Annotated in this window: 27 protein-coding genes; 3 read left to right on the top strand and 24 right to left on the bottom strand. The window is 56.4% G+C overall.

What is annotated here, in order from left to right; translation table 11 throughout:
• Window positions 1-14 precede the first annotated feature (14 nt).
• The 18 genes from QTO30_RS10645 to QTO30_RS10560 all read right to left on the bottom strand — a co-directional run bounded on the left by QTO30_RS10645 (window position 15) and on the right by QTO30_RS10560 (window position 16,759).
• Complete coding sequence (locus QTO30_RS10645) at window positions 15-992, bottom strand: 2-dehydropantoate 2-reductase (protein ID WP_340424118.1); 978 nt, start codon at window positions 990-992, stop codon at window positions 15-17.
• On the bottom strand, window positions 989-1,150 hold the full coding sequence (locus QTO30_RS10640; RefSeq protein ID WP_340425918.1) for an AMP-binding enzyme: 162 nt from the start codon (window positions 1,148-1,150) through the stop codon (window positions 989-991). The genes QTO30_RS10645 and QTO30_RS10640 overlap by 4 nt, the downstream gene beginning before the upstream one ends.
• A complete protein-coding gene (locus tag QTO30_RS10635; RefSeq protein ID WP_340425989.1) occupies window positions 1,081-1,551 on the bottom strand; it encodes a hypothetical protein in 471 nt (156 codons plus the stop codon). The genes QTO30_RS10640 and QTO30_RS10635 overlap by 70 nt, the downstream gene beginning before the upstream one ends.
• Window positions 1,505-2,524, bottom strand: coding sequence for an AMP-binding protein (locus QTO30_RS10630; RefSeq protein ID WP_340424117.1), 1,020 nt, complete (start codon window positions 2,522-2,524; stop codon window positions 1,505-1,507). The genes QTO30_RS10635 and QTO30_RS10630 overlap by 47 nt, the downstream gene beginning before the upstream one ends.
• A gap of 297 nt (window positions 2,525-2,821) precedes the next feature.
• Window positions 2,822-3,289, bottom strand: a complete 468-nt coding sequence (locus QTO30_RS10625) for a hypothetical protein (RefSeq protein WP_340424116.1) — start codon at window positions 3,287-3,289, stop codon at window positions 2,822-2,824.
• On the bottom strand, window positions 3,289-5,388 hold the full coding sequence (locus tag QTO30_RS10620; protein ID WP_340424115.1) for an efflux RND transporter permease subunit: 2,100 nt from the start codon (window positions 5,386-5,388) through the stop codon (window positions 3,289-3,291). Before QTO30_RS10620 ends, QTO30_RS10625 begins: the two co-directional genes overlap by 1 nt.
• An 86-nt stretch (window positions 5,389-5,474) precedes the next feature.
• Window positions 5,475-6,590 (bottom strand): hypothetical protein, encoded by a 1,116-nt coding sequence (locus tag QTO30_RS10615; protein ID WP_340424114.1) that lies wholly within the window; start codon window positions 6,588-6,590, stop codon window positions 5,475-5,477.
• Window positions 6,591-7,046, bottom strand: coding sequence for a hypothetical protein (locus tag QTO30_RS10610; RefSeq protein WP_340424113.1), 456 nt, complete (start codon window positions 7,044-7,046; stop codon window positions 6,591-6,593).
• 11 nt (window positions 7,047-7,057) lie between these two features.
• A complete protein-coding gene (locus QTO30_RS10605) occupies window positions 7,058-7,789 on the bottom strand; it encodes an aminotransferase class I/II-fold pyridoxal phosphate-dependent enzyme (RefSeq protein ID WP_340424112.1) in 732 nt (243 codons plus the stop codon).
• A gap of 112 nt (window positions 7,790-7,901) precedes the next feature.
• Window positions 7,902-9,944, bottom strand: coding sequence for a S8 family serine peptidase (locus QTO30_RS10600; RefSeq protein ID WP_340424111.1), 2,043 nt, complete (start codon window positions 9,942-9,944; stop codon window positions 7,902-7,904).
• Window positions 9,945-9,995: 51 nt separating this feature from the next.
• Window positions 9,996-10,502, bottom strand: coding sequence for a phosphatase PAP2 family protein (locus QTO30_RS10595; RefSeq protein ID WP_340424110.1), 507 nt, complete (start codon window positions 10,500-10,502; stop codon window positions 9,996-9,998).
• Entirely contained in the window at window positions 10,468-11,184 is a 717-nt protein-coding gene (locus QTO30_RS10590; protein WP_340424109.1) for a hypothetical protein, read from the bottom strand. The genes QTO30_RS10595 and QTO30_RS10590 overlap by 35 nt, the downstream gene beginning before the upstream one ends.
• A 36-nt stretch (window positions 11,185-11,220) precedes the next feature.
• Entirely contained in the window at window positions 11,221-11,385 is a 165-nt protein-coding gene (locus tag QTO30_RS10585; RefSeq protein WP_340424108.1) for a hypothetical protein, read from the bottom strand.
• A 44-nt stretch (window positions 11,386-11,429) separates the two neighbouring features.
• Window positions 11,430-13,238, bottom strand: coding sequence for a winged helix-turn-helix domain-containing protein (locus QTO30_RS10580; protein ID WP_340424107.1), 1,809 nt, complete (start codon window positions 13,236-13,238; stop codon window positions 11,430-11,432).
• A gap of 730 nt (window positions 13,239-13,968) precedes the next feature.
• Window positions 13,969-14,469, bottom strand: a complete 501-nt coding sequence (locus QTO30_RS10575) for a cytochrome b (protein ID WP_340424106.1) — start codon at window positions 14,467-14,469, stop codon at window positions 13,969-13,971.
• A gap of 29 nt (window positions 14,470-14,498) precedes the next feature.
• A complete protein-coding gene (locus tag QTO30_RS10570; RefSeq protein WP_340424105.1) occupies window positions 14,499-14,720 on the bottom strand; it encodes a hypothetical protein in 222 nt (73 codons plus the stop codon).
• Window positions 14,721-14,796: 76 nt separating this feature from the next.
• Window positions 14,797-16,053: a sensor histidine kinase gene (locus QTO30_RS10565; protein ID WP_340424104.1), complete on the bottom strand. Its 1,257-nt coding sequence runs from the start codon at window positions 16,051-16,053 to the stop codon at window positions 14,797-14,799.
• A 22-nt stretch (window positions 16,054-16,075) separates the two neighbouring features.
• On the bottom strand, window positions 16,076-16,759 hold the full coding sequence (locus QTO30_RS10560; RefSeq protein ID WP_340424103.1) for a response regulator transcription factor: 684 nt from the start codon (window positions 16,757-16,759) through the stop codon (window positions 16,076-16,078).
• A gap of 549 nt (window positions 16,760-17,308) precedes the next feature.
• On the opposite strand from QTO30_RS10560, the gene QTO30_RS10555 reads away from it, so the two are divergent.
• From QTO30_RS10555 to QTO30_RS10545, 3 genes are all read left to right on the top strand, one after another.
• Window positions 17,309-18,328, top strand: a complete 1,020-nt coding sequence (locus QTO30_RS10555) for an AraC family transcriptional regulator (RefSeq protein ID WP_340425917.1) — start codon at window positions 17,309-17,311, stop codon at window positions 18,326-18,328.
• A gap of 181 nt (window positions 18,329-18,509) precedes the next feature.
• Window positions 18,510-19,715 carry an acyl-CoA dehydrogenase family protein gene (locus tag QTO30_RS10550; protein ID WP_340424102.1) on the top strand — a complete coding sequence of 402 codons (1,206 nt, stop codon included), beginning with the start codon at window positions 18,510-18,512 and terminating at the stop codon, window positions 19,713-19,715.
• Between the two features lie 97 nt (window positions 19,716-19,812).
• A complete protein-coding gene (locus tag QTO30_RS10545) occupies window positions 19,813-20,811 on the top strand; it encodes an NADPH:quinone reductase (RefSeq protein WP_340424101.1) in 999 nt (332 codons plus the stop codon).
• A gap of 63 nt (window positions 20,812-20,874) precedes the next feature.
• Here the strand turns inward: QTO30_RS10545 and QTO30_RS10540 are convergent, their stop codons facing one another.
• From QTO30_RS10540 to QTO30_RS10515, 6 genes are read right to left on the bottom strand one after another with little or no spacing between them, the layout of a single operon-like run.
• Window positions 20,875-21,210, bottom strand: a complete 336-nt coding sequence (locus QTO30_RS10540; RefSeq protein ID WP_340424100.1) for a hypothetical protein — start codon at window positions 21,208-21,210, stop codon at window positions 20,875-20,877.
• A 1-nt stretch (window position 21,211) separates the two neighbouring features.
• Window positions 21,212-22,372, bottom strand: a complete 1,161-nt coding sequence (locus tag QTO30_RS10535; RefSeq protein ID WP_340424099.1) for a thiamine pyrophosphate-binding protein — start codon at window positions 22,370-22,372, stop codon at window positions 21,212-21,214.
• Window positions 22,270-22,887, bottom strand: a complete 618-nt coding sequence (locus QTO30_RS10530; RefSeq protein WP_340424098.1) for a thiamine pyrophosphate-binding protein — start codon at window positions 22,885-22,887, stop codon at window positions 22,270-22,272. Before QTO30_RS10530 ends, QTO30_RS10535 begins: the two co-directional genes overlap by 103 nt.
• A gap of 57 nt (window positions 22,888-22,944) precedes the next feature.
• Entirely contained in the window at window positions 22,945-23,709 is a 765-nt protein-coding gene (locus QTO30_RS10525) for an alpha/beta fold hydrolase (protein WP_340424097.1), read from the bottom strand.
• On the bottom strand, window positions 23,681-24,277 hold the full coding sequence (locus tag QTO30_RS10520) for an amino acid synthesis family protein (RefSeq protein ID WP_340424096.1): 597 nt from the start codon (window positions 24,275-24,277) through the stop codon (window positions 23,681-23,683). Before QTO30_RS10520 ends, QTO30_RS10525 begins: the two co-directional genes overlap by 29 nt.
• Entirely contained in the window at window positions 24,277-25,311 is a 1,035-nt protein-coding gene (locus QTO30_RS10515) for an LLM class flavin-dependent oxidoreductase (RefSeq protein ID WP_340424095.1), read from the bottom strand. Before QTO30_RS10515 ends, QTO30_RS10520 begins: the two co-directional genes overlap by 1 nt.
• Between the last annotated feature and the right edge of the window lie 11 nt (window positions 25,312-25,322).

Here is a 25,322-nt window from a genome sequence, read left to right as displayed (position 1 = left end):
GCAGTGGTAGACGGCTACCCGTAGAGGCCAGCCGTTTTGCCGCGTAGCTGAACGAGCGCGAGTACCGTATCGATCGTTGGCGTCGGTGTCCCGGTCACGCGGCCAAGTTCCTGCACAGACCCGACCAGCGCGTCGATCTCCATCGGGCGGTTCGCGTCAAGGTCTTGCAACATGGAGGTCCGGTGCGCACCGACATCTGCACCGCCCTGAATGCGACGATCCACATCAATGGGAAACTTGACGCCCAGCTTTTCAGCAATTGTCTGGGCCTCCAGCATCATATTGCGCGCAACCTCACGTGTGCCAGGTTCGGTGCAAAGCACATCCAGCGTGGCGTGAGTTAGCGCAGAGATCGGGTTGAACGACAGGTTACCCCAGAGTTTCACCCAAATCTCATCACGAATCTTGGGACGCACAGGGGCTTTCAACCCTGCCGCGCTAAGTGCCTTGGACAAACGCATGGCCCGCTCGGACTTTTCACCGGATGGTTCGCCGAGTGAAAAGCGATTGCCTTCGATGTGTTTGATCACGCCGGGTTCAATCACCTCTGCCGCAGGATACACCACGCAGCCCAGCACACTGTCCGGCCCAAAACCATCCCATTGCGCATTGCCGGGATCGACGCTGGCCAGACGTGTGCCTTCCAGCTCGGTCCCGATCTGATGGAAGTACCACCACGGGACACCATTGACGCCCGACACAATGGTCGTGCTTTCGCCAATCAGCGGTTGCATCTTTGGCACGACAGGCGGCACCGAATGCGCCTTGAGCGTGACAATGACATAGTCCTGCGGGCCAAGATCGGCCGGATCTTCCGACACGGTGACAGGCAGCGTTTTGCTGTCGCCCTCTTCGATCAAAGTCAGACCGTTTTCGCGCATCGCCGCCAAATGAGGGCCACGCGCCACAAGGCTGACATCAGCCCCCGCCTCGGCCAGTTTTGCGCCCATGTAGCCGCCGATGGCACCCGCTCCAAAAATGCAAATCTTCATGATGCGGTATCCACAAGACCCAGCTTTTCGGCCAAACCGATGCGCTGCAACTTGCCAGTGGCCCCTTTCGGTATCTCGTCAAGAATGATCACTTTGCGCGGCACCTTGAAGTCAGCCAGGCGTTCGGATGCAAAGTCGCGCACATCGCGTTCGCTGATGTCTTCGCCATCGCGCAAGACAACGGCGGCGGCCACTTCTTCGCCCAGTTTAGGTGCGGCAAAGCAAAGGTGACAACCTGCCCAATCGCGGGATGCGCGGACAACACGCCATCGACCTCCAGCGGGCTGACCTTTTCGCCGCCGCGGTTGATGATTTCCTTCAAACGACCTGTCAACGTCAGATAGCCATCTGCATCAAAGGTGCCTTGGTCGCCGGTGCGGAACCAGCGTTTGCCATCTGCATCAAAGAAGTTCTTTGCGTTGGCATCCGGGTTGTTTTCATAACCCGGTGTCACGTTGGGGCCAGAGATGACGACCTCGCCCACGCCACCGTCTGTCAGCGTCGGTTCAACTTCATGCGCAATCCTTACCTCGGGGCTTAGCGGGCACGCCAACCGCACCGGGTTTCTGCGCGCCGGGTGTCAGCGGGTTCGAGCACATCTGATGCGCGGCTTCGGTCATGCCGTAACCTTCGATGACAGGCGCGCCGAAGGTCTCGAACAGTTTTTCCATCACGGGACCGGGCAAGGATGCCGAAGACGACCGCAGGAACCGCAAGCGCGCGGCTTTGATGATATCGGCATTGCGCGGGGCACGTGACAAAATCGCCTGATGCATCGTCGGAACGGCCGTATACCATGTTGGGTCACAGTCACGCAGCCAGCCGAAAAAGCGCAGCGCATCAAAGCCCGGTGCGCACCAGACTTGACCACCGGTTGACAGTGTGGCCGACACGGCGGCCAGCAGCCCATGAATATGGAACAGCGGCATCACATTCATGCAGCGATCATCCGCCGTAAGCGCGAGCGAGGTCGCGATGTTCTGTGCGGAGGCCGCCACATTCGACTGTAGCAACGGTACGATTTTCGGGCGCGATGTGGTGCCAGAAGTATGCAGGATCAGCGCGACGTCATCCGCTGCGGGGGCTGTCGTATCACTGGTTCCAGTCACATCCGTTTGCAGGCTGAACGCACCTGCTGGCGCACCTTCTTCGACCGAAAGACGCAGGACCGCAACACCCAGTTTTTGGGCCGCCGCATAGGCAGGACCTTCATCATCAGCCATCAAAATAACGGCTTTGGCTTTCAGGTCGTCAATGTAAAAAGCAAACTCGTCTTCGCGGTACGCGGGGTTCAGCGGTGCCGTCACCGCTGCCTGAGCAACCGTGACAAAAGCGGCTGCCATTTCAGGGCCATTGGGCAGCACAATCGCCACACGATCCCCGCGTCCGATACCGGCTTGGTGCAGTGACCCTGCGACCGTATCTGCCAACGCACGCAGGCCACCATAGCTGAGCCAATCACGCTCTGGCGCGCCAATAGCAGGTGCATTTTCAGGATGGTGCGCGAGTAAGCTTTTTAGCGTATCTGACACTTCAATTCTCCGATTATCTGAATAACACAACCATAGCGCACATGCCGCACCTTGCAACCATTCCAGGCGCTTGAAAGCAGAGAAGAAATGCAATTGCGCATGTCCTCCGAGCTATTGCCCCGTGGGCAGTAAACTGGCCAAAACGCTGGCTTGAGAGGTCACACTTTTCAGTTGCCAAAAACAGTTCAATGATTTTGCGTCCCGCATCTGGCGAAGGGTGCCATTATCTGGCGCTACGCGGTATTTAACGGAAATGGCAACGGCTCGCGACGCGACCGGGACATTCAGATATCGCTTCTACTGACGCCTTGTGAACAGTAACGTGCTTGTTCGTGTTCTGGCCGCAGAGGCGATAACAATCACCATTTCCATTTTGCCAGCTTCGGTCAGGTGCATTGTCAGACGGGTTTCTTCCGCGCCCTGCTGACCCGATAACTGCAAACCGTTGTCTTCCAAGACACCTTCTAGCACGACAGGCCTGCGCAGACTGTTTGCGTTTTCCTGACGCGACATCAGGCGACCATCGGAGGTGCGCATGATGCTGAAATCCACATCTTCATTGCGGCGCGCACTTGCGCAGATCCCCACAACATCAGTCTTGGCATCAGTTGTGGTCACGCTGATCCGGCAGCGGACATCTTCTTCTATATTGCGGTCCAGATAGGTTCCCGCACCGGCCCAGTTGCCGGCAAGACCAAACAGAGCATCCTGCGCAAAGGTAGGGTGAGAAAGAACGCTGAAACCAAGCGTTAGTAGAAACCGCATTAAATCCACCCCTTTCGTAGCAAGACCAGCAATAGACTAGGGAAAATCAAGAGGTCCGCAAGAAGTGCAATGATGATCGCCATTGCTGTTAGCATCCCGAACAGGCTGACGGCAGGCAAGGCGCTGAAGGCCGTCATGGAGAACCCGACAATCAACAATATGCTGGTCGTCATCACTGGTGACACCAATGCGTCAAGCGCGTGTTCAATGACCTGTTGTGGCGCTGGGTTGTCCCGCTGCAACAACCGGACCCGATTGACGATATGGATCGTGTTATCAACCGCGATCCCGAAGGCTACCAAAAGTGCAACAGCACCTGTGATCGTGACAGTTTGACTGGTCAGGACCATCCAGGCCTCGATCCCAAGGATGGGCAAAAGATTGGGCACCAGCGTGACCAACGCGATAGGTAATGAACGCAGGATCAAGGCGATCAGCAGCGTCATTACAACAATCGCGATGTAAAAGGACAGGCGTAAACCGTCCACCAGAACGGGCATTTGCGTCGCGGCCAGAAAGGAATAGCCGGTGACGGTGGCAAAGTCGCCAACACCCGCTGCGTCCAAACGCGCCTTAATCTGCGACACCTCGGTGCGGATCGTATCCGGCCCGCTAAGCAATGAGGTGGGTACGGGCAGTGAAAAGCTGCTTGCACTGTCATCAACCAGTCGTCCGGTAACCCCTTGTGATGCAATCTCGGGCGCGAGGCTGATGGGTTTCCCCAATGCTGCTTGTGACGCCAGCTGAAGGCGCTGCGCATTCTGGGCGCTTTGGTCGGGCCCGTCGGTGACCCCTTCAATGATAACATTGTAGCGACCGCTGCCGGGTAAACCCGCCTCAAGGGCGGCGATATCGTCTGCGAAAGTGGACGATCTTGGGATGTGTTGGAGGGGGTCGTAGCCGGTAACAACATGGCGCTGGGCTGCGCCCAACAGCGCAATCAAGACGATCGAGGCAATGGCCAAGGGCTTTGCATAGGCCAGCATCGCGACCGACATTTGCGATACACGTCGGAATGTCGCCGTTGCCAATGTCGTTTCATGGGGGGTCAGCAGCAGGCGTGCCAAGACCGGCACCAGTGTTGCCACGACAAACAACATGATCAACATACCGGCAGACCCGACAAGTGACAGTTCGCGCAGCGCGGCGGAATCGATCAGCAGCATTGCCAGAAAAGCCAGAACTGTCGTCAGCGTTGTAGAGGCAATCGCAGGCAGAATATGCCTATGCGCAGTGGCGACAGCCGATGGAACATCTTCGGTGCGACCTTGCCTGCAAATCGCATAAAAGAAGTGAATACTGTCAGCAAAACCCAGCACCACAAGGATGATAGGGACCAGCGACAACATCGGGGACACCGGTATACCCAGCGCTGCCAATCCACCCAGGAACAGCGACATTGCCACGATGATGGGCGCACCGCAGATCAGCACGGCGCGCCATGATCGAAACACCAGCAGGATTAGTATAAGACCAAAGATGACAGCGATGGGCGTGATTGTTGTTTGGTCACGCACGAGGGCGGCATTGATCTCCATTTCCAGCCGTGGCGTGCCGACGCGGTTAAGCGCAAGTTCAGGGGGTGCCAGCGATAGCGGTTCGGCCAGCGTGGATGCGTATGCGCTTAGCTCCAAGCCCTCTTCAAAAAGCACCATGACAAGGGTGAGACGCCCATCAGATGAAATCAGATCGGCACCAAATGGGATGGTGTCCCGCATGAGCGCGAACTGTTCACGCGCAGGCCGATCTACGATGTCGGCGCTATTGAGAAAGCTCTCGCCAGAGCCATCGGATGCGGGCAGCGACAGAACGCTCAGGACGTCATCGACACCCGGGGTCAGTTGCAATTCGATTACCAGGTCCTCAAGCGAGGCCACCGACAAGACAGTTTCAGAGCGCACGGCGATCACGGCATCCCGCGTATCATCGCCAAATCTGTCACGGTGCTCGATGAAGGCGCTGTACGCCTCTGATGCGCTTTCGAACGTGGCAATCAGATCCGCATCTGTGGTGAGTTTTGCCCATGAGAGCGCAAGTGCGACGATCGCAGCCATTGCGAAAAGGGTAAGGGCAACAATGTCCCGGCGGAGCATCATCATACCGCCTGTATCTGTGACAGCGTGAAATGGGGCAACATGGTTTTTATCAACCCAGCGTGCGTGACAGGACAAGGGTTGCGCATTGCTCAGGCCTCGGTCAGCATAGCCGTCAGCGTGTTTGCGACGGTCTGTGACAAGTTGGACTGGGTCTTGCGCCCCGGTGCATGCGCCACGACCGTCACGTCAAATCCATCAGCCAGCCGGGTCGCGGTAAGCGCGATCAGGGGACGCCCCATGTTGGGTGCTGCGGCGTGCACCGCCGCCAGTGGCAGCCCGAACAATGGTTTGGGCAGCCGCGACACAGGCACAATGGTCATGATGATCCCGGGCTTCGAAAACTCAGCCTGAACCAGATGCCGCAGGATGGCGGTGGGCAGAATGCGCGCAAAAGCCATCCGCAGGGTTTCGTGCAAAGGGGCCTTGTGACGCGTGAACATTGCAGTCTCACTCAGTGACGCGGGGCGGGAAAGGTCTGTCTTGATCATCCGCGCGTGATTGCCCAACTGGCCAGCATTGTTCAGCGCAACAATTCTGGCGACCGTTGCGTGGTTCTTGCGCCGCGCGCTGGCGGAGCCAAACGCGGAACATCTATCCAGAACGGTGCGCGTCAGCCGCAGTAAGGCATCTCCATTGTTGGCAGCCTTTGGCATACGTGCGCGCAGTTGATCAAAAGGGATACGACACGTCGCAATCGGTGCAGATTGTTGGGATGGGTCACCCAACTCTTGAAGTTGATCAAACGATAGCACCGGCAAGTCATCAATGGCGGCCAGATCGTTCTCTTGCGGAAGCACTTTGGTGACGATCAGACGGGCCATGCGCGTCCCGTCAGCAATTGCATGATCAAAGTGTAATATCAGGCCGGACCACCCGGATCCGTCGGGGTTCACAAGAATCACCCGCCAGGGTGGGTGACCCTGTGGAAATGCCAGATGCCTTGCCAGATGCAGTATCTCTGCCGATTGCGTGATTGTCGGGTCCTGCACGATAGCGACATGCGCGGTCCAATCAATCTGGACCTTATCCGTGAACTCATTTCCGGCGATGCATCTTTGGAACCGCTCAGACGCCATAACCATGGATTTTACACCAAAGAAGGCGCGCTTTGGGTCAAACCCGCCGGGAGCGTGCAGAAGTGCCGTGATGTTGTTGGGGCCGGTGCGATGCAGGATTGCCTCTGCCGGGGTCAGTTTCAGGCACATCTATTCGGCTGCAGCGCGCATAGTTGCGTTGGTCACGGATGCGATTGCCTCGAGCAGATAACTGACATCCTGTTGGGTGTGATGTGTTGTCAGCGTCATGCGCAGCCCCACGTCGCGCAGGGCAACTGCTGGCGGGGCCACGGTTGCTACGAAGATGCCGCATGCGGTCTGTAGTGCGCTGGCGGCCATACCTGTCGCATGCAAGTCGCCGATACGGATATAGCGCATTGGCGTGACGGCATCGCTCGCCATGTCAAGTCCCAAGCGCAGCGCCCCTTCGTTGAATTGTGCAATACGGTCATGCAGCATCTGTTGGCGCGGTGCCAAATCTGGGCCGAGATGCAGCCTTGCTGATGCGATGATCGCCCCCAGCATCGGCGGCTGAACTGGCCCGGAGAATGTCATCGCTGGCCCGAAGGCACGAACAGCATCGGCTTGATCTGTGCTCGTCAGCACCAAGGCACCGCTTAAGCGCAGGCAAACCCTTTATTGAGCGACAAGGCCACAATCACCCGTGGATGATCGGGCCATTTTTCAAGCGCCAGCCCTTTGCCGTTTTGCCCCTGCCAACTGACAGCATGGGCGTCATCGACATAGAGCATCAAGCGCGGGTCTTTGCGCAACAGCGCGTCAAGGTCGTCAAATGGCGCGACGTCGCCGATCATGGAATAAACACCATCAATCAAAAGCCAGATGCGCGGCGCATCAGAGGCACGCATCTTACGGGCGATGTGTCGGGCATCGGAATGGCTGACGGTTTGAACGTTGCGACCTTTCCCTTTCAGCAACTCCGCGGCGACCCTCAGGCTGGCATGTGCTTGCACATCAATCAGGACCAGATCATTGGGGCCCACCAGCACGGGCAAAGCGGCTTGATGGCCCAACGATGTTGAAGGAACAAGCAACGTGGGCCTGCCGGTGATGTTCCCCAAAAGTGCCTCGGCGTGCCGGTAGGGTGGTGCCGAGACAAATGCGCGTGACGCGGAAAACTGCGTGCCAAAGGCCCGCGTGGCGGTAACCGCGCCCTCGATCAGGGCAGGTTCCATCTCAAGACCCAGATAACTGCAAGAGGCAAAGTTCAGCAGCTTGCGACCGCGTAGCGTGATCTCGCGCCCGGATAGTTGCGTATCTTCCGCGACTTGCTGCAACAAACCAAGGTCATGACCAACCTGAATTGTAGAAAGATCGTGTGACCTCATATTTCTCTTTGCCCATTGCATAACGGCTGTCTGGCTCAACAGCACCGTGATATCATGCAATGGCCAACTTTCTTTGTTATGATTGTGCCGTCTGTAGGATGTCTTACCTACATTACGCGCCAGGGCCGATTTCATTCACGGAAATATTCATTCGGCCAGCGCCGCTACGTGTTGTCATCGGTTTGGGTGGTGGGAAATCTGCATCTTGCAGCCCCGCTTGGATCTGTAGCCACGCGCGGTTGCCATCCGCACCGCCCGCCATTTCATTGACGGTGAAACGCGCCACACGCGGCGCGGCGACGCTCGTCCCATTCAAACGCACCATGGAACCGCTGCGCGAACCGGCGCTGATGACGCCTTGCATGACGACACTGTCGTCACCCCGCGCTGACGCATCTGGCCCTTCGCGATAGGCGACGGCCGCGCCGCGCGGCGGCGTGATCGGCCCGGCCGCGGAGTAATCTGACATCTTGCCATTGCTTTGTGTCAGCGCGCCAATCACCAGCGGTGAAGGCCCACAGGCAAAGCCGCTTAATGTGCCAGCCCGTCTGATCAGGCTGTTTGTGCCGGGGGGATCAACGGCAAGTGGCCCACCAAATCTGTTAAAGCGCTGGTAGTCCGCGTTGTTGAAATAGGACTGCCGACCGCCCGTTTTGAAGCCGGGCAGGGTATCGTCCCGTTCAATCCAGACCTGCACGCTTTCATCAGCGGCGATCTGATCTGGTGTGACTTCAATCTGCCAACGCCCCGCCGGAGCCAGAGGGGCCGGTTTTAGGTTCGCCGTTGGATTCAGGCTGAGTGTAATAACGCCGCGTGCCGTTGGCATCGGGGCGAAGGCAAAGGACAAACGGGCCACTTCGATGTTATCTTGATTGAGCAGCGATTGATATGATCCGGCCGCGATCTCTACCGGTCCGCTTTGCAAGCCATCGGGGGTTGTCGCGCGCACAGTGACAAAATTGGGCAGAGGGCTGGATGCGCTATATGGCATCCATAACTGCACTTCACTGACAGTGCGGTCATCGGGCATCGCCACAAAGTCTAGCACCTTGAGCGGTCTGCCGCTGCCCCCGCTGCCAAACTCCAGCATTGCATGGGTCCGTGACAGGTTGCCGTTGCCCGCCGGCAAGACAATCCGCAGTTCCTGATCAGCGTCACAATCCGGTCCGAAATAATCTTCGATCACGCGGGCAATGGGGCTGGTGCCGTCATGCGGGCCACCAAAGTTGCCATAGCTGAAGTTGAAAACAGCGGGTGGGCACGATCCATCCGCGCAGCGGAAACGTGCTGCTTGGCGCGTCAACCGGAGCAGTGCCAGAACAAGACTGGGCAAGATGCTGCCGCCCGACACATCTTCGGTCACGCGGGTTGGCAATATCGCAAAAAGGATCGGTCGGTCATTGGGGGCGGTATCCATGGGATAACCCGCTGCCAGGCCTGCGATATGCGTGCCGTGAGAACGCCGCAAAGAGGTTGGCGAAAAAGTCCCGTCCGCATAGTCGATCAGACCAGCTTGCTGATAAAACCGATCTTCATCCAGTAGCATCGACGATGTGTTTGCCACCAAAAGCGCATCAATCTGCGGCTTTTCTAACTCAACACCCACCGAAGCCAACCCGGGCGCCGTCCCCGGCATTGTTGGCAGAAGGGTCGCATACTGCACCCGGGTGGATGTCAACCCATCGCGGAAGACATCATTGGCAAAGGCAATCCCATCATCAATCACTGCCGTGATCACCGTCCCGTTCGGGACATTGATGATCGGCAAGGCTGCAATTTGACCTTGGGCTTTCAGGTTTATGAAATTCGGGTTGATAATGGCGCCAAGGATCACGGAAGCGACGTTGAGCTCTTTACCTGCCAGATTCAACGTGGCGAGCAGATCGGTGGTTGCAAAGACCACGACAAGCTTGTCTTCAAAAGTGACCTCTTGGTCTTCGGGCGTGTAATCCGTGGGGATGTGGATTTGGCGTCTCAGGTCTGCATCAAGGCGATTGACGAAGGCGGCAATGCTGGTGTCGCGCAGATCAAGCAGTGCTGACCACCAGATCGTTTCACGCTTGTTGCCCTTGTCGGGGTCTTGTGGCGCGACAAACCTTTCTTGCTGCCCAAGTCGAAAATCCAGAGCGCTGCTGGTAGCCCCTTTTTCGATCATGCCTTGCCATCTGAGACCGGGGGTGGGCGTTTTGCCACCCCTTTTTGGCATCTATTTGCATGGCAGGTCCTGCCATTCTGCAACGGCTTTGCCCCATAGCCATGCCAACGGGGCAGAGTGCACTTCGTTTTTCGATGGTTTGCGCGTGGTTGTAGCCCATGGATTTCCACTTGGTCCTGATTTCTTGGGCTGCAGATCGTCTTGCGCCACGTATAGTTGATGCCAATCAAAATCATCTGCCGCATCAAAGCGTGTCCCATAGAACGTTGCACTGGTGCTGTTTTGCGCCGCGGGGTCGCAATGCTCGTGAATGAATTCGGCCAACGTCAGGCCCAGCAAAGACCCGGCGACGCTGTCCATCGGGAAATGCACGCCTGCAACCGTGCGGTTGATGGCAATGCGGGACGCCAGCCGCATCATCATTTCGCCCCAGACGCCATCTTGCTGATACTGTGGCGTCCCCGATGCGCGCAGCAATTTCCAAAGCAGTCTTGCGGCGATAAAGCTTTCGGTCGCATGCCCACTAGGCAAAGTACCGTGGGTCGGCGTCTGGATCATCGGCTGGACCTGCGGCGAAAACTTCGATCGGGCGCTTAGCGGCCAACGTGTATTTGATCCGCATGTGGTTATAGTTGGCAAAGCGCAACGCCGCATTCAGCAATTCAATCGTAAAGGGGGTGCGGGCTGGATCAATAAAAGCGATTGACGCAAGGAACGGCACAGGTGTGGCCAACTGCTCCAGTATCTCAGGCCCGCGGTCCTGCCGGATGTCTGCATAGCCGGACAGATACCCCATCTGATCCTTGAACTGTTCGATCGTGGGCGCTGTCATTTCAACAAGAGGCCGCGCCTGCACTTTGGGTGGTTGGTTTGGTTTTGAATCCACGCGCCAGAGATATGCTGTCGCTGTTTCATCACAGCTTGCAGAATAGGTGACGCGTGTTCCCAACTCGAACATAAAGACACTTGCGCGGACCTCGGGCGAAAGACGTTTGAGGTTAGCGGGGTCTTCACAACAGCCCTGAACAATGTTTGGGTCCAGATTAAGTGGTGCGCCGACAATGCCGTCCCGTGTCGTCAGAAGGGATTCCGCACCCAATGGGCTTTGCGCCCCAGCCAAACCGGCAAGTCCTGCCAAACCAGCAAGTCCTGCCGACCCGCCCAGCCCTGCCAAACCAGCAAGCCCCGCCAGCCCGGCAAGTCCTGCCAAGCCTGCCTCTGGTCCACCACTATTTGTCATATGCAAAGTCCTTTTTTAGAATCACGTTTCACTAGTTCAGTCGGGCACTCCGGTTTCCCGCAGCGTCGCAGCAAAGTTGCGCCCCAGCTCGAAGCTAGCACTAGGTGAGTTCTTTAGCCAAGCACTGACACTTAGATTGGGTTGCAAACGTAGCAGCTCTTGTGTTGTCTTGCGTGCCGCTTCTTCCTCACCAAGCCGCATCTGTGCAACCGCCTTGACCCGGAGTGTGGATGTGTGTGTCCTGTTCAATCGGATCGAAGCTTTGGCCAGTTCAATTGCACGCTCGTACTCTTCTGCGGCAATGCTGGCCGTCGCCGCCAATGACAAAAAGAAAAACCGATGCGGATCAAGGGGGCCAGATGGAGGGCGCGTTCACAATCGCGCTTCGCCTCTTCGCCGCGGCCTTGGAAGGCGAACAAGGTACCGCGCAGCAACCTGCCGTTTGCGTCATTGGGATTGACGTCAAGGGCCGCATCATACCGATCTTCGGCTTCCTCAAGCTCATGCGACAGATTGGTCAGCACAAGACCTTCGCTAATCAGGGCCAACGCGTTCTCTGGGTCAATGTCCAAAGCCTTGCGCGAGAAGCCGAGTGCGAGTTGCGCTTCTTCTTGCGGATTGTCTGACCATCCCTGTTGCACGCGCAACACATGCCATCTGGCCATCCACGACAGCGCGGCTGGATGATTTGGGGCGCGTGCGATCAAGGTGCGCAGCATCTCACCTGCCATGTTAAAATCAACAGGAGCCAGGCGGTGCATCAACCCGACGGCCCCAATCAACAAGGTGTAGTTGCGCAGCGTCGATATGGGTTTTGATCGGGCCCGCTCAATTTCATTGAGCGCTATGGCCTTGCGAATTTTTGCGATGATTTCTTCGACCGCCTCCAACCCGTTCAGCATATCTGTCACTTCGATCTGAACGCGTTCGGCCCACAATACCTTGCTTGTGCTGATTTCGGATAGCTGAAGCATCATCCCGATCTTGGCATCATGGGTCAGGATAGTGCCGGACAAGACGAAATCAGCGCCGAGCGTGTCACCTATCTTGTCCAGGCTGGTGGTTTGGGTCCGAAAGGCGGTCGTAGAAAGGCGGGAGATGACGTTGATGTCAGCAGACCGGGATATTGTGGCAATCAAATCGTCTGCAACGATCTCGCCGATTACATCTGTATCGGGCGATGATATGCGCGCCCGCAGAGGCACGACTGCGATGGTTGGCAAAAGATCCTCTGCCGCGATATCGGGCATGATCCGCACGCCCCCGGTATTGGTATGAATCCGAAACGCGCGAACGTCTTCCTGCGTTGTTTTTAGCCTGTGTTGACCCAGATCCTCAAAATCAAAGTCGCGTTCAGCATAACACTGATCCTGAACCTCGACCGACACGACAACCTGTGCTTCCCCAGCGATGGCGGTTAGTCCCGAGACACGCAGATCGTCGGCACTGGCATGGTCCGGTTGGGCCAGATCAACGCCGATGCAGAAGTTGCTCCCATTTGGCGTCGTACTGAGCCAGAGCGCAAAGCGTACTGCGGCGGTGACAGCCGCAAACGAAAAAAGTGCGGTCCCGGCCGTCACTGGATCGCGGCTGTCGGCGCCCCTGCTGATAGCCTCTTGCTCTATGGTTTTTGCGTCCGGTTGATCCTGAGGGTTCGCGGTCTGAATGCACACCAGAGCCGGTACTTCATCCGAGGTTGTTTCTTGAATAGGGGTAGCGGTGATCTCGGGTTGATCCGTGTTCACCTGTGTCGGGCTAAGCATGTACCCGACCTTTGGTCGGGTCTTGAGAATGCGGCGATCCACGTCGCCCAACGCGCGTCTGATATCGGCAATACACTGCGTCAGGCTGTCGTCTGTCACACTGAGGTTTTGCCAAACAGCCGAAATCAGTTCTTCTTTTGTGACGGTCCGACCAAGGTTTTCAACCAATAGTGACAGAACCTGTGCGGACTGTGGCCGCAGGCTGACATGTTCGCCAGCCAGATCCAAAAGGCAATCTAACCCTTTGTCATACGTAAAAAGGCCCAAGCGCACCTTTACTTCACGTGTCACCGATATCTCCCAACAACGCGCTTCAGGCCGCAACTGAAGGCGAAGTACTTATTTCCCGCAGATAGCTTACCGTGGATCGTCCATCGTGCAAGCCAAATGGTTAATGTTTGCAGCCCAGAGCGCGTTGTATGCACACAGTAATTTTCAGAAAATTTCAGGAAAACCTTCAGGACTTTCATGTGCCACAAAAGTTAACGTTAGGTCACTGCTTCACGGCGTGGGCAATGATCTAGACGATGACCTCTTCCAGTCAAAATCGTCCTTAGCCCACAAGGTGAGCGCAATGATGAGAGGAGAGATCGCCATTATTATACGGTGAGTTGTTTAAGAGTGGTGGTCGAAACAGCCAAACGGCACCGTCACAATGCAGGTAAGCCGCAAGCATGCCTGTGTGGGGTTCGTGAGTGCACCTTTGGTGCGGTTTGGCAGGGTTTCGATATTCTTCGTAGGTCTGAACGGTCCCGGTTTGGTCCCAATCATCGGTATGAGATGCGGCTATTTGTTCGTTAGAGCATGCGTCTAGTGGTTAACGAGTGAAACAATAAATGAGCCTTTAAAGCGGCCCAGTTTATCGGGTCGTGGTCAAAGGGGAAGCGACAAGACATTTTAGAAAGTCATTTCAGTACCAAAGGGACTCGGCACAAGTTGTGTCGGGTCCATTTCTTTTTTGTATTGCCTGCCACAAGGCTTTCCGTGGCAGGGTAGCCGCGTTGATGGGCAGACCCTGACATTAAACCGGCAGCGAGCCGGTCATACTTTCCAGCACCCCATCACGACGCACGACTTTGTGCCACAGCGCGCCCGCAATATGCGCGAACAGCAATAGCGGCATGGCCGTCAGCACCGTTTCATGCGCTGCAATCATTGACGACAGAAAGAGACCACTCAGCACTGGCGTGGCGTAGCCTAACGCGATCAGCAAACCGGTTATCACGATACCGAACACACTGGCGTAAAGTCCGATGTGGACCATCCGCGAAGCAAAATGCTCCCACTTCGGTGCATCCTGTGGCAGCCGCGTTGGGCCGCCAAATTGCTGGGTCCACAATAACCTTACAAGGAACAGTGCCCCTAGTGCGATAGCGAAAGTCACTTCAAACTGCAGCAATGCTGGATCGGCCAATTGTGAGACGTTGTCCAAGCCCTTCAGATAGCCATAACCGATGAGCCCGGCTGACAGCCAATGAATGCTTTTTGTGACAAAGCCATGTGGTCGTGCGTTCTGATCCATATCCGGTTCTTCCATGTAAGTGCGTGACTTTAGGCTACTGCCGTCGCATGGGCGGTTTCGTTCATTTCATCGTTGGTGTGCCGTGACATCGCAACAAAAGGTGCTGTGAGGATCGCGATACCGATAGCGGCGAGAGCGAAGAGCGCGAGCACGCCGACTACAGCAAAGCCAAGACCCGCCATCACACAACCAAAGGCAAAGAGGACAACACCGGACAGGATAGATGTGGTTTTGTTGATCAGGTTTTTCATTTGGGTTTCTCCAGTTTCATCAATTTTTGATGACACTGATATGGGTATCCGCGCTTACAGACGCCTGACCCGAACCTTACAAATCTGCAAAGTTCAACATGACGCGTAGACCGCGCTTGTCGCCACCTGCGTTTTGTGGTGCCAGTGACAGATGCGCCAAGTGCCGATCAGCGACCGCCCGCACCAACCCAAGGCCAAGCCCGGTGCCTTCAGTGCTACGCGCGCTATCAAGGCGCACCATTGGTTTGATGATTTCGCCATATTCTGAGGGATCGACGCCGGGGCCGTTATCGGCAACGCCGATTGACCGCGACCGTCCAATGAGTGTGATTTCGTCCCCACCATGCACCAGTGCATTCTGGATCAGGTTCGCCATCGCCTGCACCAGCATCTGGCGGTCGCCCTGTACCGTTGCCGGAGCTGAGAGTGCGACCTTTAAAACTTTGCCGTCGTCTTCGACCACAGGTCCGAAGATTTCTTCCAATTCTGTGATCAAATCGCCTAGCGGCACCTCTGTAAAACCATCACGCCCCTGTCCGGCTTCGATACGGGCAACGCGCATGATCGTATCGAATACGCCCGACAAATGGCTTGCCTCTTCCAATGCTGCACTGCGCTCGTCGCCCTCTGGCAGCATTTCCAACCGCGACCGCAGCCGGGCCAAGGGTGTGCGCAGATCATGCGCAAGGCTGGCGCTCAGGTTGCGAGTCTGCGCGACTAGGCTTTCCAGTTCTGCCGCGGTTCGGTCCAGTTGGCGTGCAATGTCATCAAGATCATCGCGTGACCGTGCATGCCCAGTACGGGCCGTCAGATCGCCCGCGGCCAACTGCGTAAGCGTCTTATTGACCCGTGCGAGCCGCCGTTGCGCGAGAACGCCTGCAAACGAACCGATTGCCAAAGTAATTGCGATGACCAAACCTGCGGTGCTCCACAAGATACCGGCCAATAACTCCTGCGCCTGCTCGCTATCTTCTAAAGAAACGGCAACCATCACAGGTGTTCCTGCGCTATCCTCGGAAATCAGAACGCGCCATATGTCTGAACGCAGATAATTGCGTTCAAGCTCAATCGTACCGCCACCGCGCGCTGCGGCACGCTGAAAGGGGAGAGGAAGACCGGCTAGATCGTCGGTCCCTCGCAGGATCATCGAGGGACTTTCGCCTTTTGCGCTTTCTAGCAGGGCCGTGCTGGCCAAAGCCTCAAGTGTCGTGTCAACGCGTCGCTCGACCGCGTTTTGCCCCAAGGCCAGCGCAACAAAGATGGTTGCCGCCATGCCAAGCGCGAAAATCACCGAAAGCAGCAATGAAAGCCGCACCATCGATGACCGCCGCAACCAGGCAATCCTTTGGGTCAATCTATTGACCAAAGACATAGCCCTCACCCCGCCGTGTGCGCAGCAATGCGCCCTCAAAGGGTTTGTCTATCTTGGCGCGCAACCGGCTGATGTGAGTTTCCACAACGCTGGTCGTGGGGTCAAAGCTCATGTCCCACACCTGTTCAAGCAGCATCGTTCGGGTCACAAGGCGACCCGGACGGCGCATAAAATACTCCAGCAGTTTGAATTCTTTCGCCATCAATTCGATCGGCTGCCCCTGCCGTTCGCATCGGCGGGTCAACAAATCAAGGCTGAGGTCTGCATAGCGCAGAATGGTCGATGCGGCTTCACCGCTCTCGCTGGTTTCCCTGCGGCGTCCCAATGCGTTGACCCGGGCTGACAGTTCGACAAAGGCGAATGGTTTGGTCAAGTAGTCGTCGCCGCCTGCCTCAAACCCTTCGACACGGGCATCAACCTCGCCAAGAGCCGTCAGAAACAATGCAGGTGTCGTGTCTTTGGACGCGCGCAGGGATTTCAGAACCGCCAGACCGTCCAGACCAGGCACCATCCGGTCAAGGATCAGCAGATCGTAGTCCTGCCCCATTGCTGCGATCAATGCATCTTTGCCGTCATCAAAGTGATCAACAACATGGCCTTCCTCGCGCAGACCGCCAGCGATCCAAGGGCCAAGCTGATTGTCATCTTCCAAAAGCAGAATGCGCATCGACGACCTCAAACCGGGCAGGGGCGGCCGGGGCAGGCAGCGTCTTTGTCTGGAAGCACTGATTCTGGATCATGCCGCGTCGTCACCATCGTCTTCGTTACAGTCATGATCGTTACCTTCGGCCTCAGTCTCCAGAATGTCGCCTGTCTCTATGTTAATCTCAACCTTCATCTCTGCCCATCCTCTGGCATCATTGCGATTTCGATTAATTGTTGCTTGGTCAGGTTTGTTTGCATTTCAGCCGTTTGGACCGAGCGTAAGATACGATACGACCTGTCAAGACCAACCCGGACAATGGAGCAGCGTGCGCACCACGCCGCTGGCTACTCCACTCAGGGCAAGCCCGTCGAGATCTGAGCACAATACAGATCGCTGCGCCCGTCCATCAAGCGATGGAAGACGACGCTCGTGACCCGCATTCGCTATCTGATCTTGTCGGGTATCTGGTCATCGCCTAGACACTGGGCGGTCATGTAAGGATGCGACATGCCCGAGGTTTCCTGCCTGGGCTTCTCCATGGTGCGGATCAGTGATATCGCCTTGGCAAGCATGACCCGCGACGCGCCGACACTTTTTTCGACTGTTTCCAGCCAGTTCATCGCGGATTGGCTGGTCGCGTTGCGTTCTTTGTGTACGCAGAAACACTACCTCTCCTTACTTGAACGTTCTGATCTGCCAAGCGACCTGCATGAGAGACAGGTGCGCATCACGCTGGATCAGATTGTATGTCTCTACCAATTGGCTGCGGTCGAAACCGGCGATGAAATGATGGGTCTTTGGTCGCGCCCGGTTCGGCCACGCGCATTGCAACATCTCTTGACCTCGGTGCGCGAGGCAAGGTCGTTGACGTCAGCACTTTACCGGTTCTCAACGTTTTGGAACCTTATCCTTGATGACTACCAATTCGTATTGACTGAGGCAGAGAACGAGCTGGAACTAAGGTTGGTCCCACGACAAGAGGACGCCGTGCAGCGGTTCGGCCATATGTTGATCCTGAAGCTTGCACATGGGCTTTTGTCGTGGCTTGCGCGCCACGAAGTGCCGATAAACGGGGTGGATTTTGTATTCAGTCGCCCAGCTTTTGAAGAAGACTACACGTTGATCTTTCCTGCACCGATACGGTTTGACAGTGAAACAACAGCGATCCGTTTCGATGCAAAGGTATTGGGTCCAGTACAGGTGCGCAGTTCTGCTGATCTGGATAAGTTTCTCGAAAACGCCCCGCGCGATTGGATATTCACCCTGTCACAGCAACATACTCAGTCGCTTCGGGTGCGCGCCTATCTCAGCCAGATTGACTGGTGCGATGCGCATCTTGGCGGGGCGGCAGAGGCCCTGCATATGACGCCCCGCACCCTGATCCGGAAACTTGAGGCGGACGGGACGTCATTTCAGGCCATCAAAGATGCCCTGCGGCGTGACATCGCAATCCGTCGGCTGCAGGTCGGTGAGGCCAGTATCGAGGCGATTGCGCAGGATGTTGGATTCACTTCCGCCGCGAGTTTCCACAAGGCCTTCAAAAGGTGGACCGGGGTGACCCCCCGCGCTTATCGGCGCAAGTCGCCCTAGCGGGCTCAATATGTCACTTTCGGACAATCGACTGTCACCGTGTGAGATGGCGACCTGTCCGCTGTGGGTGATATATTCAGTAAAAATCAACTTCAATCAATGCGCTGTCCGTGCTGCTGTGGCATCTATTTGGCATGTCTGGCTGGCTGTGACAGTGCCTGCCTGGAAAAGGATCGCCAATATGTCTGAACAGCTGGATACAATCCTTGCCGCTGCCCGCGACCACGCAGCGACTGTGATCTCTCCGAATGTCGACGCATGGAATAAAGCAAAGACGTGGCCCCGTGATGCATCGAACAAGGCGGGAGCGGCCGGGCTGACAGGCCTGTACGCGCCAGAAGAATTCGGTGGCCAAGGCTTGCCACTATCCGAAGGTATCCAGGTTTATGAACAGCTGGGTCTGGGCGATGGGGCCTACGCCTTTGCGCTGTCGATGCATAACATCTGCACGTTCGCGGGCTGCGGCTATGGCACTGAAGCCTTCAAAGAGAAATGGGCTCGCGATTTGACATCTGGCCGCAAGCTTGCAAACTTTGCCCTGACGGAACCGCAGTCTGGCTCTGATCCGATGCAGATGTATACCCGTGCCACGATCAACGATGATGGCACTTGGACGATCAGCGGGTCCAAAGCGTGGGTCAGCTTAGCCACCGAGGCCGATATCTATTTCACCGTCGTCAAAACCAGCGACGCGCCGGGGCATAAAGACATGGCCATGATCGCGATCCCGGCTGACGCGCCTGGTATCAGCTTTGGCCCGCTTTATGAAACACCATCTTACAACTTCTTACCAATGTCCGAGATGTACCTCGATAAGGTGGTGGTCAGTGAGGACAACGTTATCCTGCCTATCGGTCAGGGCCTGCAAGGCTCGCTCATGGCGATTGATATCGCGCGCGTGTCTATCGCGTCGGGGTGCTGCGGGTTGATGCAAGCGGCGTTGGATACGGCCCTTTCTTACGCGAAGAACCGGAAGATGTTTGGTGGCAAGAACCTTGATCTGGATGGAATCCAGTGGATGCTGGGTGAGGTCGCGACAGATCTGGAAGCTTCAAAACTGCTTTATCGCAAAGCGGCCGAGGCACTTGGGACACCTGAAGGTCCACTGATGGCCGCTCACGCCAAACGTTTCGTGCCTGATGCCGCCGTCAAAGCCGCGAATACCTGCACACAGGTTCTGGGTGGTATGGGGCTTTTGCAGCCGTATGGCCTTGATCGCTTGTCGCGCTTGGCACAGATGCTGCGGATTGTTGATGGCACAACGGAAATCAGCAGGGTCGTGATCGGCCGTGCGCTGCAAAAGCGCGCAGCAGGCCTGCCTGACTTGCCAGTTCCCAAGGGGTTTGGGGAAGCAGATGAGCAGACGGCTCATGTCGCCGCTGAATAACTCTTGCGGTTACCGTGCAAAAGGTCAGATGGTGAAGAAATGCCCGCGTGCACCTGTCGCGTGGGCATACCACAATGACATGAAGAGGTTGCAATGGATGCCGTCACTTACACTGAACTGGGCCCAGCTAAACGAAGTTCTGAAGCTGCAAGAGTTGGACACCCAGACGCCAGATTCAGGTGAAGTGCGTGTTTCGCTGCATTTTTCTGGCGTAAACCCCTCTGACACCAAGTCTCGTGCGGGTCGTCCGGGTATGTCGCGCCCCGCCTTTGATCTGATAGTGCCCCACAGCGATGGATCGGGTGTCATTGATGCCGTCGGCGCGGGTGTCGATCCCGCGCGTGTTGGTGAACGTGTCTGGGTTTGGAATGCGCAATGGCAGCGGCCGTTTGGAACCGCGGCCAGCCATGTGACGCTGCCTGCTGCGATGGCGGTGCCCCTGCCTGCCGATGTCAGTTTTGAGACTGGCGCAATTCTCGGCATCCCGGGGCTGACAGCTGCCGAAGCGGTATTCGGCGGTGGCGATATCGATGGCCAGACAATCCTGATCCAAGGTGGCGCGGGCACGGTTGGTTTTCTGGCGGTGCAACTGGCCAAATGGGGTGGAGCGCGCGTGATTGCCACATGCAGCCCAAAGGACATGGCGCGGGTCAAGGCAGCGGGCGCAGAGACCGCTCTTGACTACCGCGCACCTGATTTGGCGGCGCAGGTCATCGCTGCAAACGACGGTTTGCAGGTGTCGCGGGTGATCGAAGTTGAGCTTGGTAAAAATATTGAGGTGGATGCGCAGGTCATTGCGCCCAACGGAACTTTGGCCGTATATGGGTCGGCCTTGGACATGACGCCGACGCTCCCCTTTATGCCTTTGTTATTTAAGGCGGTGACGATCGACATCATTCTGATCTATCTGCTGCCCAAAGCGCAGCGGGACGCGCGTATTGATCAGCTTCATCGTGCGCTGGTTGCAGGGGCGCTGACATGCCCTGTCGCGCAAATCTATCCGCTTCAAGGTGCTGCGTCTGCGCATGAAGCGGTTGAATCAGGTGGCCGACACGGCGCGATACTTCTCGATTGCAAATCAAGGGAAGACCAATGAGCGCCCCCATTATCCAGCACTGGGCGCTTCATGAACATCAGATAGCTACCGATAATTGCCTGCCTAGTCGAAGTATTGCTCACGATCCATCAGGTAGTGCCAAAGCTCAACCTTGTCGTAGAACCGTTCATATAGTTCGGGAAGCAAAGCCTTGGCTTCATGCCGGGCAGGGCTGTTCACACCGATTTCCATAGCGGCTTTGTCGGCATAGGTGATTGCCAGAATTAACGGGATGTTTGGTCCATCAGGGTCCTGGTCGATGCCATAGAGCACACGTACTTCTTCGGCGCAGGCAAACTTGCGCCAAAGCGGGGTGAGGTGTTCCGTCACCCACTCTCGCATTTCGTCCTCTTTGCCGTCTTTGACTTTGCCGCCAAATATCGCATAGCGCGTTATCATCTTAGCCACCTCTGTGTTTGAAACTGTCACGCCGGAACGAATACAGGGCATTGGGATCGACCGCGACATCGACAACTGCCGGTTTTCCGCAGGCCAAAGCCGCCTCGATCGCCGGTGCCACATCTGCGAGCGTATCAGCGCGATACCCCTGCGCTCTGTAGAGTGCTGCCAGTTCATCAAAACGCGGGCTTGAGACGTCAGCCCCAATGTAGCGTCCGTTGAAAAAGTCGCGCTGATAAGCCTTCTCGGCCCCCCAACATTGGTTGTTCATGACAACTGTCACGGTGTTGATGTTATGGTCTACTGCCGTCGACAGCTCGCTTACGGTCATGCCAAAGCCGCCATCGCCCATAAGGCTGACTACGGGACGGTCTGGTTGCGCGCATTTTACGCCCATCCCGCAGGCCATCGAGAACCCGACGAGGCCAAAATCAAGGGGCGTAAACAAACTTCCCGGTGTCCAATAGTTCAATGCATCCGTGGCCTGCAGGCACAGTGTACCCGCGTCCATTGTAATTGCAGCATCCTTTGGCAGCACACCACGTAGTGCTTTGAAAAGGCCCGATGGTTGGGTCGGGGATGTCTCTATGGAGTCTGCATCGCGCTGGGCTAAAAAGGCCTTTCGTTCTGCCATGAAACCTTCGGTCCATTGTTTTGCCAAAGCACGGTCACCGATCCCCTTTAGCGCGTCGGTCAGTTGCTGTGCGGTTGTTGGTGCATCGGCCCATATCCCCAGTTCTACGGGGAAAAACCGTCCGATGGCGGTAGGCTCCAATTCGACCTGGATGATCGCTGCATCGCGATTGATGTTGTCGTAAGTGTAGAAGGTGGCGTTGAACCCAAGACGTGTTCCGAGCGCCAAGATCACATCAGCTTCTTTTACAAGGCGCGATGCAACGGCATTGCCGCGTGGTCCCATTTGACCGGCATTCAGATGATGGCCAAAGGGTATTGCGTCGCCGTGCCCGGGTGAGGTGACGATAGGGCAGTTCAATGCCTCGGCCAACGCAAGTGCTGCATCATGTCCGCGCGTGTTTTTGATACCACCGCCTGCGATGATCACGGGCTGGACGGCCCCGGCAAGCATTTTTGCAGCTTTGGCAACATGATCAGGATGGCCAGCAGGCACCGACATGTTGCGGTATTTTTGCGGGTCCTGCATGGGGGGAAATCTGCCTGCGCCGATAGCACATCGCGCGGTAGGTTCAGTTGTACGGGTCCTTGGCGTGGCGAAAGGGCGGTGCGGAAAGCCTCACGAAACAGTTCGGGCACGCGATCAGCAGAGGGCGCCGTCCAGGTTTTCTTGGTTACTGGTGTAAAGAGCGATTGTTGGTCAACCTCTTGGAAAGCATCACGATAGATGTGTCCTTGGGCCAGCATGCCCGCGATGGAGACGACGGGCGAAAAGGCGGCTTTTGCCTGGCTTAGACCTGTTACAAGATTGGTGGCGCCCGGCCCGTTCTGACCCGCTAGGACGACACCGGCTTTGCCAGACGCGCGCGCAAAACCGTCTGCCATATGGGTCCCTGTGCGTTCGTCGTGAACGCCAATGAAATTGATGCTTTGGGCATCGTAGAGGGCGTCAAACATCTCCATTGTGGCCGAGCCGATTAGACCAAAAACATGGCTGGTTTTTTCGACTTTCAGAGCTTCGATTGCGGCTTGTCCGCCGCTCATTTGCATAGTCATTTCGTGTGCTTTTCCAGAAAATTCAAAATGGCGGTGGTAAAGGCGTCAGGATCTTCCATCAGCCCCAGATGTTGCAGATGCGGGACAATGACTGTTTCCGCGCTTAGCGATTTCAGACGCAATGTCGTGTGACATTTGTGGGGTTGAGCCGCTGTCGTTTTCGCAGGTGACGACAAGGGTGGGTGCGGTGATGTCTCCGTCGCGCCCGGTCAGCTCGCGCACACCATTGGCCAGCACCCAAGCCGTTTGCGCATAGCTTTCGGCATCGACCTGTTCGCGCCAGGACCGCACAAGTGCGGGACCTTTGCCTGTTTGAAGGTAGGACGGTGTGAACCAACGCTGAAGAGCGGCATCAAAGGTCGAAAATGCACCCTGATCACGCACTGATTGCGCACGTAGTTCTACTGCTTCCTGTGCCGCAGGACCGCGATCATGCGGAGAGTTAAGGATCACTAGCGACTTGACATAACTGCCATGATCCAGCGCAAACCGCCGGTTGATCATCCCACCGATTGAAAACCCCACGATATGGATCTCCGATAGCTCCAGATCATCGCAGATATCGACGAGTTGATCGGCAAAAACCTTAAGAGTTGCTGTGCCGTCAATAGCGTCGGATTGGCCATGGCCGAACAGGTCGTAGCGCAGAATACGGTATTCACAGAACGCAGGAAGCATCGCATCAAACACATGCTGACAAAGGCCCAAGCCATGAATGAACGCGACCACAGGTGCATCTGCTGGGCCAGTTAGCGAAAAGGCTGTGCCTTGGGCATTCTTTTCAGACACCTGCGGGGTTATCCACGTCATGCCCCATTTCCTTAAGGTCTTCATAGCGGTTGCCAATGCGGTGGTTTGGGTGACCGCCGATTGATGCGCCAAGTGCCACGATGATCTCGTCCTCGGCCGGGGCATCCGGAACAGAGGTGTGGATGGTTTGGTAGTGGCTCCGCAACCCGCCATCATGTTTATGCATCAATGGGATCATCAGTGATGTGCCCGCAGCACCACGTGTATTGGCAAAAACGAGGTAAGTCTTGGCATCAACCGCGTTGCGGAATTCATTGCCGAACCACAGGGTATGGGTCAGCGCCTGCGCATGCTCGGTCTCGCCGCCCATACCAACGACAGAGGCTTTTCCATAACCTTCAACATCGCCACCGGTTTCCTTGAGGATCATCTCGGTCAGCTTCTTTCCAAGGACGGGTCCATGCTCACGGATCTCCGGCCGCAGGTTTTCAACATAGCCACGTCCGGCCCAGGGGTTGCGGATGATCGCCATTGCCGCAACAAGCAGGGTCGGTGTTTCCACAGACCGGCCGCCTTCGACAAATGTGTGTTGGACGGTCGTCAATGTACGACGAATTTCGATTGTCATCAGGCAAACTCCGGCATGACTTTGTTGATAAACAGGTCCATGGAGCGTTTTTGCACAGCCATATCGAGACCCATTGAGGCATAGTAAATGAAGCTGTCGACACCCAATGCTTCATATGCTTTCAGCTTTTTTACCACCTCGGCAGGTGAGCCGAACATCAGGTTCTGCTCAAGCATCTTTGGGTCAACCCGCACATTGCCTTCGAGTTCTTCGAGTGGCACCGGATCAGGAAAGCCATTCACGACATCGCCTTTTTTCATCATCAGGTTGCCAAATTGGCCCAACACATTGCGGACAGCATCCATAGTGGCATTGCGATCATCTTCGTTGTCGTAAACGCTTGTGTGACGCATCATCGCGAAATTGCCCGCCCATGTGCCGCCTGCCTTTGCTTTGGCTTCTGCCAGAAGAGCCGCGTATTTCTCGGCTTCTTCCATGCCCATGGTCAAAGGCCAGGTCATCACGTTGCAGTCGTTTTCTACCGCGTAATCAAACGTGCCCGGAGACCGCGCCGCGACCCACATCGGCACTTTGTCTTGTATTGGTTTGGGACATGACGTGGCTTTGGGAAACTGCCATTTCGTTCCATTGTGCTCGACGTCGCCTTGCCAAAGAGCACGCACCAGTGGAAGCGCTTCTTGCATGTATTCGTGGCCTTCTTTCTGGCTCACGCCGGGTGCCATGCGGTCAAACTCGCGCTGGTAAGCACCTGACCCCATGCCCAACTCAAGTCTGCCGCCCGAGATCAGATCAACCATTGCAGCCTCACCGGCCAAATTGATCGGGTGCCAGTAGGTTGCATTCGCCACGCCGCAGCCAAGGCGGATATTCTTGGTATGGTCGGCCCACCATGTCAGGATTTGGAACGGGTTCGGGGCGATTGTCATCTCAAGTGCATGATGCTCTGCGGCCCAAGCCACCTCAAAACCAGCCTGATCAGCCATCTTGATCATCTCGATGGTGTGGTCCCGCACAGCTTTCATATCTGTGGCGTCGGACATCCGCTCAAGATTGATTGCGACGTGAAATCTCATGATAACCTCCG

The sequence above is a fragment of the Yoonia sp. GPGPB17 genome (assembly GCF_037892195.1).
GTDB lineage: Bacteria > Pseudomonadota > Alphaproteobacteria > Rhodobacterales > Rhodobacteraceae > Yoonia.
This window is presented reverse-complemented; position numbering and strand designations above follow the sequence as displayed.

Coding starts and splice junctions, on each gene's coding strand:
- QTO30_RS10645 (WP_340424118.1), bottom strand. CDS start 992: ATGAAGATTTGCATTTTTGGAGCGGGTGCCATCGGCGGCTACATGGGC.
- QTO30_RS10625 (WP_340424116.1), bottom strand. CDS start 3,289: ATGCGGTTTCTACTAACGCTTGGTTTCAGCGTTCTTTCTCACCCTACC.
- QTO30_RS10620 (WP_340424115.1), bottom strand. CDS start 5,388: ATGATGATGCTCCGCCGGGACATTGTTGCCCTTACCCTTTTCGCAATG.
- QTO30_RS10615 (WP_340424114.1), bottom strand. CDS start 6,590: ATGTGCCTGAAACTGACCCCGGCAGAGGCAATCCTGCATCGCACCGGC.
- QTO30_RS10605 (WP_340424112.1), bottom strand. CDS start 7,789: ATGAGGTCACACGATCTTTCTACAATTCAGGTTGGTCATGACCTTGGT.
- QTO30_RS10600 (WP_340424111.1), bottom strand. CDS start 9,944: ATGATCGAAAAAGGGGCTACCAGCAGCGCTCTGGATTTTCGACTTGGG.
- QTO30_RS10595 (WP_340424110.1), bottom strand. CDS start 10,502: ATGATCCAGACGCCGACCCACGGTACTTTGCCTAGTGGGCATGCGACC.
- QTO30_RS10590 (WP_340424109.1), bottom strand. CDS start 11,184: ATGACAAATAGTGGTGGACCAGAGGCAGGCTTGGCAGGACTTGCCGGG.
- QTO30_RS10585 (WP_340424108.1), bottom strand. CDS start 11,385: ATGCGGCTTGGTGAGGAAGAAGCGGCACGCAAGACAACACAAGAGCTG.
- QTO30_RS10575 (WP_340424106.1), bottom strand. CDS start 14,469: ATGGATCAGAACGCACGACCACATGGCTTTGTCACAAAAAGCATTCAT.
- QTO30_RS10570 (WP_340424105.1), bottom strand. CDS start 14,720: ATGAAAAACCTGATCAACAAAACCACATCTATCCTGTCCGGTGTTGTC.
- QTO30_RS10560 (WP_340424103.1), bottom strand. CDS start 16,759: ATGCGCATTCTGCTTTTGGAAGATGACAATCAGCTTGGCCCTTGGATC.
- QTO30_RS10555 (WP_340425917.1), top strand. CDS start 17,309: ATGACCCGCGACGCGCCGACACTTTTTTCGACTGTTTCCAGCCAGTTC.
- QTO30_RS10550 (WP_340424102.1), top strand. CDS start 18,510: ATGTCTGAACAGCTGGATACAATCCTTGCCGCTGCCCGCGACCACGCA.
- QTO30_RS10545 (WP_340424101.1), top strand. CDS start 19,813: ATGCCGTCACTTACACTGAACTGGGCCCAGCTAAACGAAGTTCTGAAG.
- QTO30_RS10540 (WP_340424100.1), bottom strand. CDS start 21,210: ATGATAACGCGCTATGCGATATTTGGCGGCAAAGTCAAAGACGGCAAA.
- QTO30_RS10535 (WP_340424099.1), bottom strand. CDS start 22,372: ATGCAGGACCCGCAAAAATACCGCAACATGTCGGTGCCTGCTGGCCAT.
- QTO30_RS10530 (WP_340424098.1), bottom strand. CDS start 22,887: ATGAGCGGCGGACAAGCCGCAATCGAAGCTCTGAAAGTCGAAAAAACC.
- QTO30_RS10525 (WP_340424097.1), bottom strand. CDS start 23,709: ATGACGTGGATAACCCCGCAGGTGTCTGAAAAGAATGCCCAAGGCACA.
- QTO30_RS10520 (WP_340424096.1), bottom strand. CDS start 24,277: ATGACAATCGAAATTCGTCGTACATTGACGACCGTCCAACACACATTT.
- QTO30_RS10515 (WP_340424095.1), bottom strand. CDS start 25,311: ATGAGATTTCACGTCGCAATCAATCTTGAGCGGATGTCCGACGCCACA.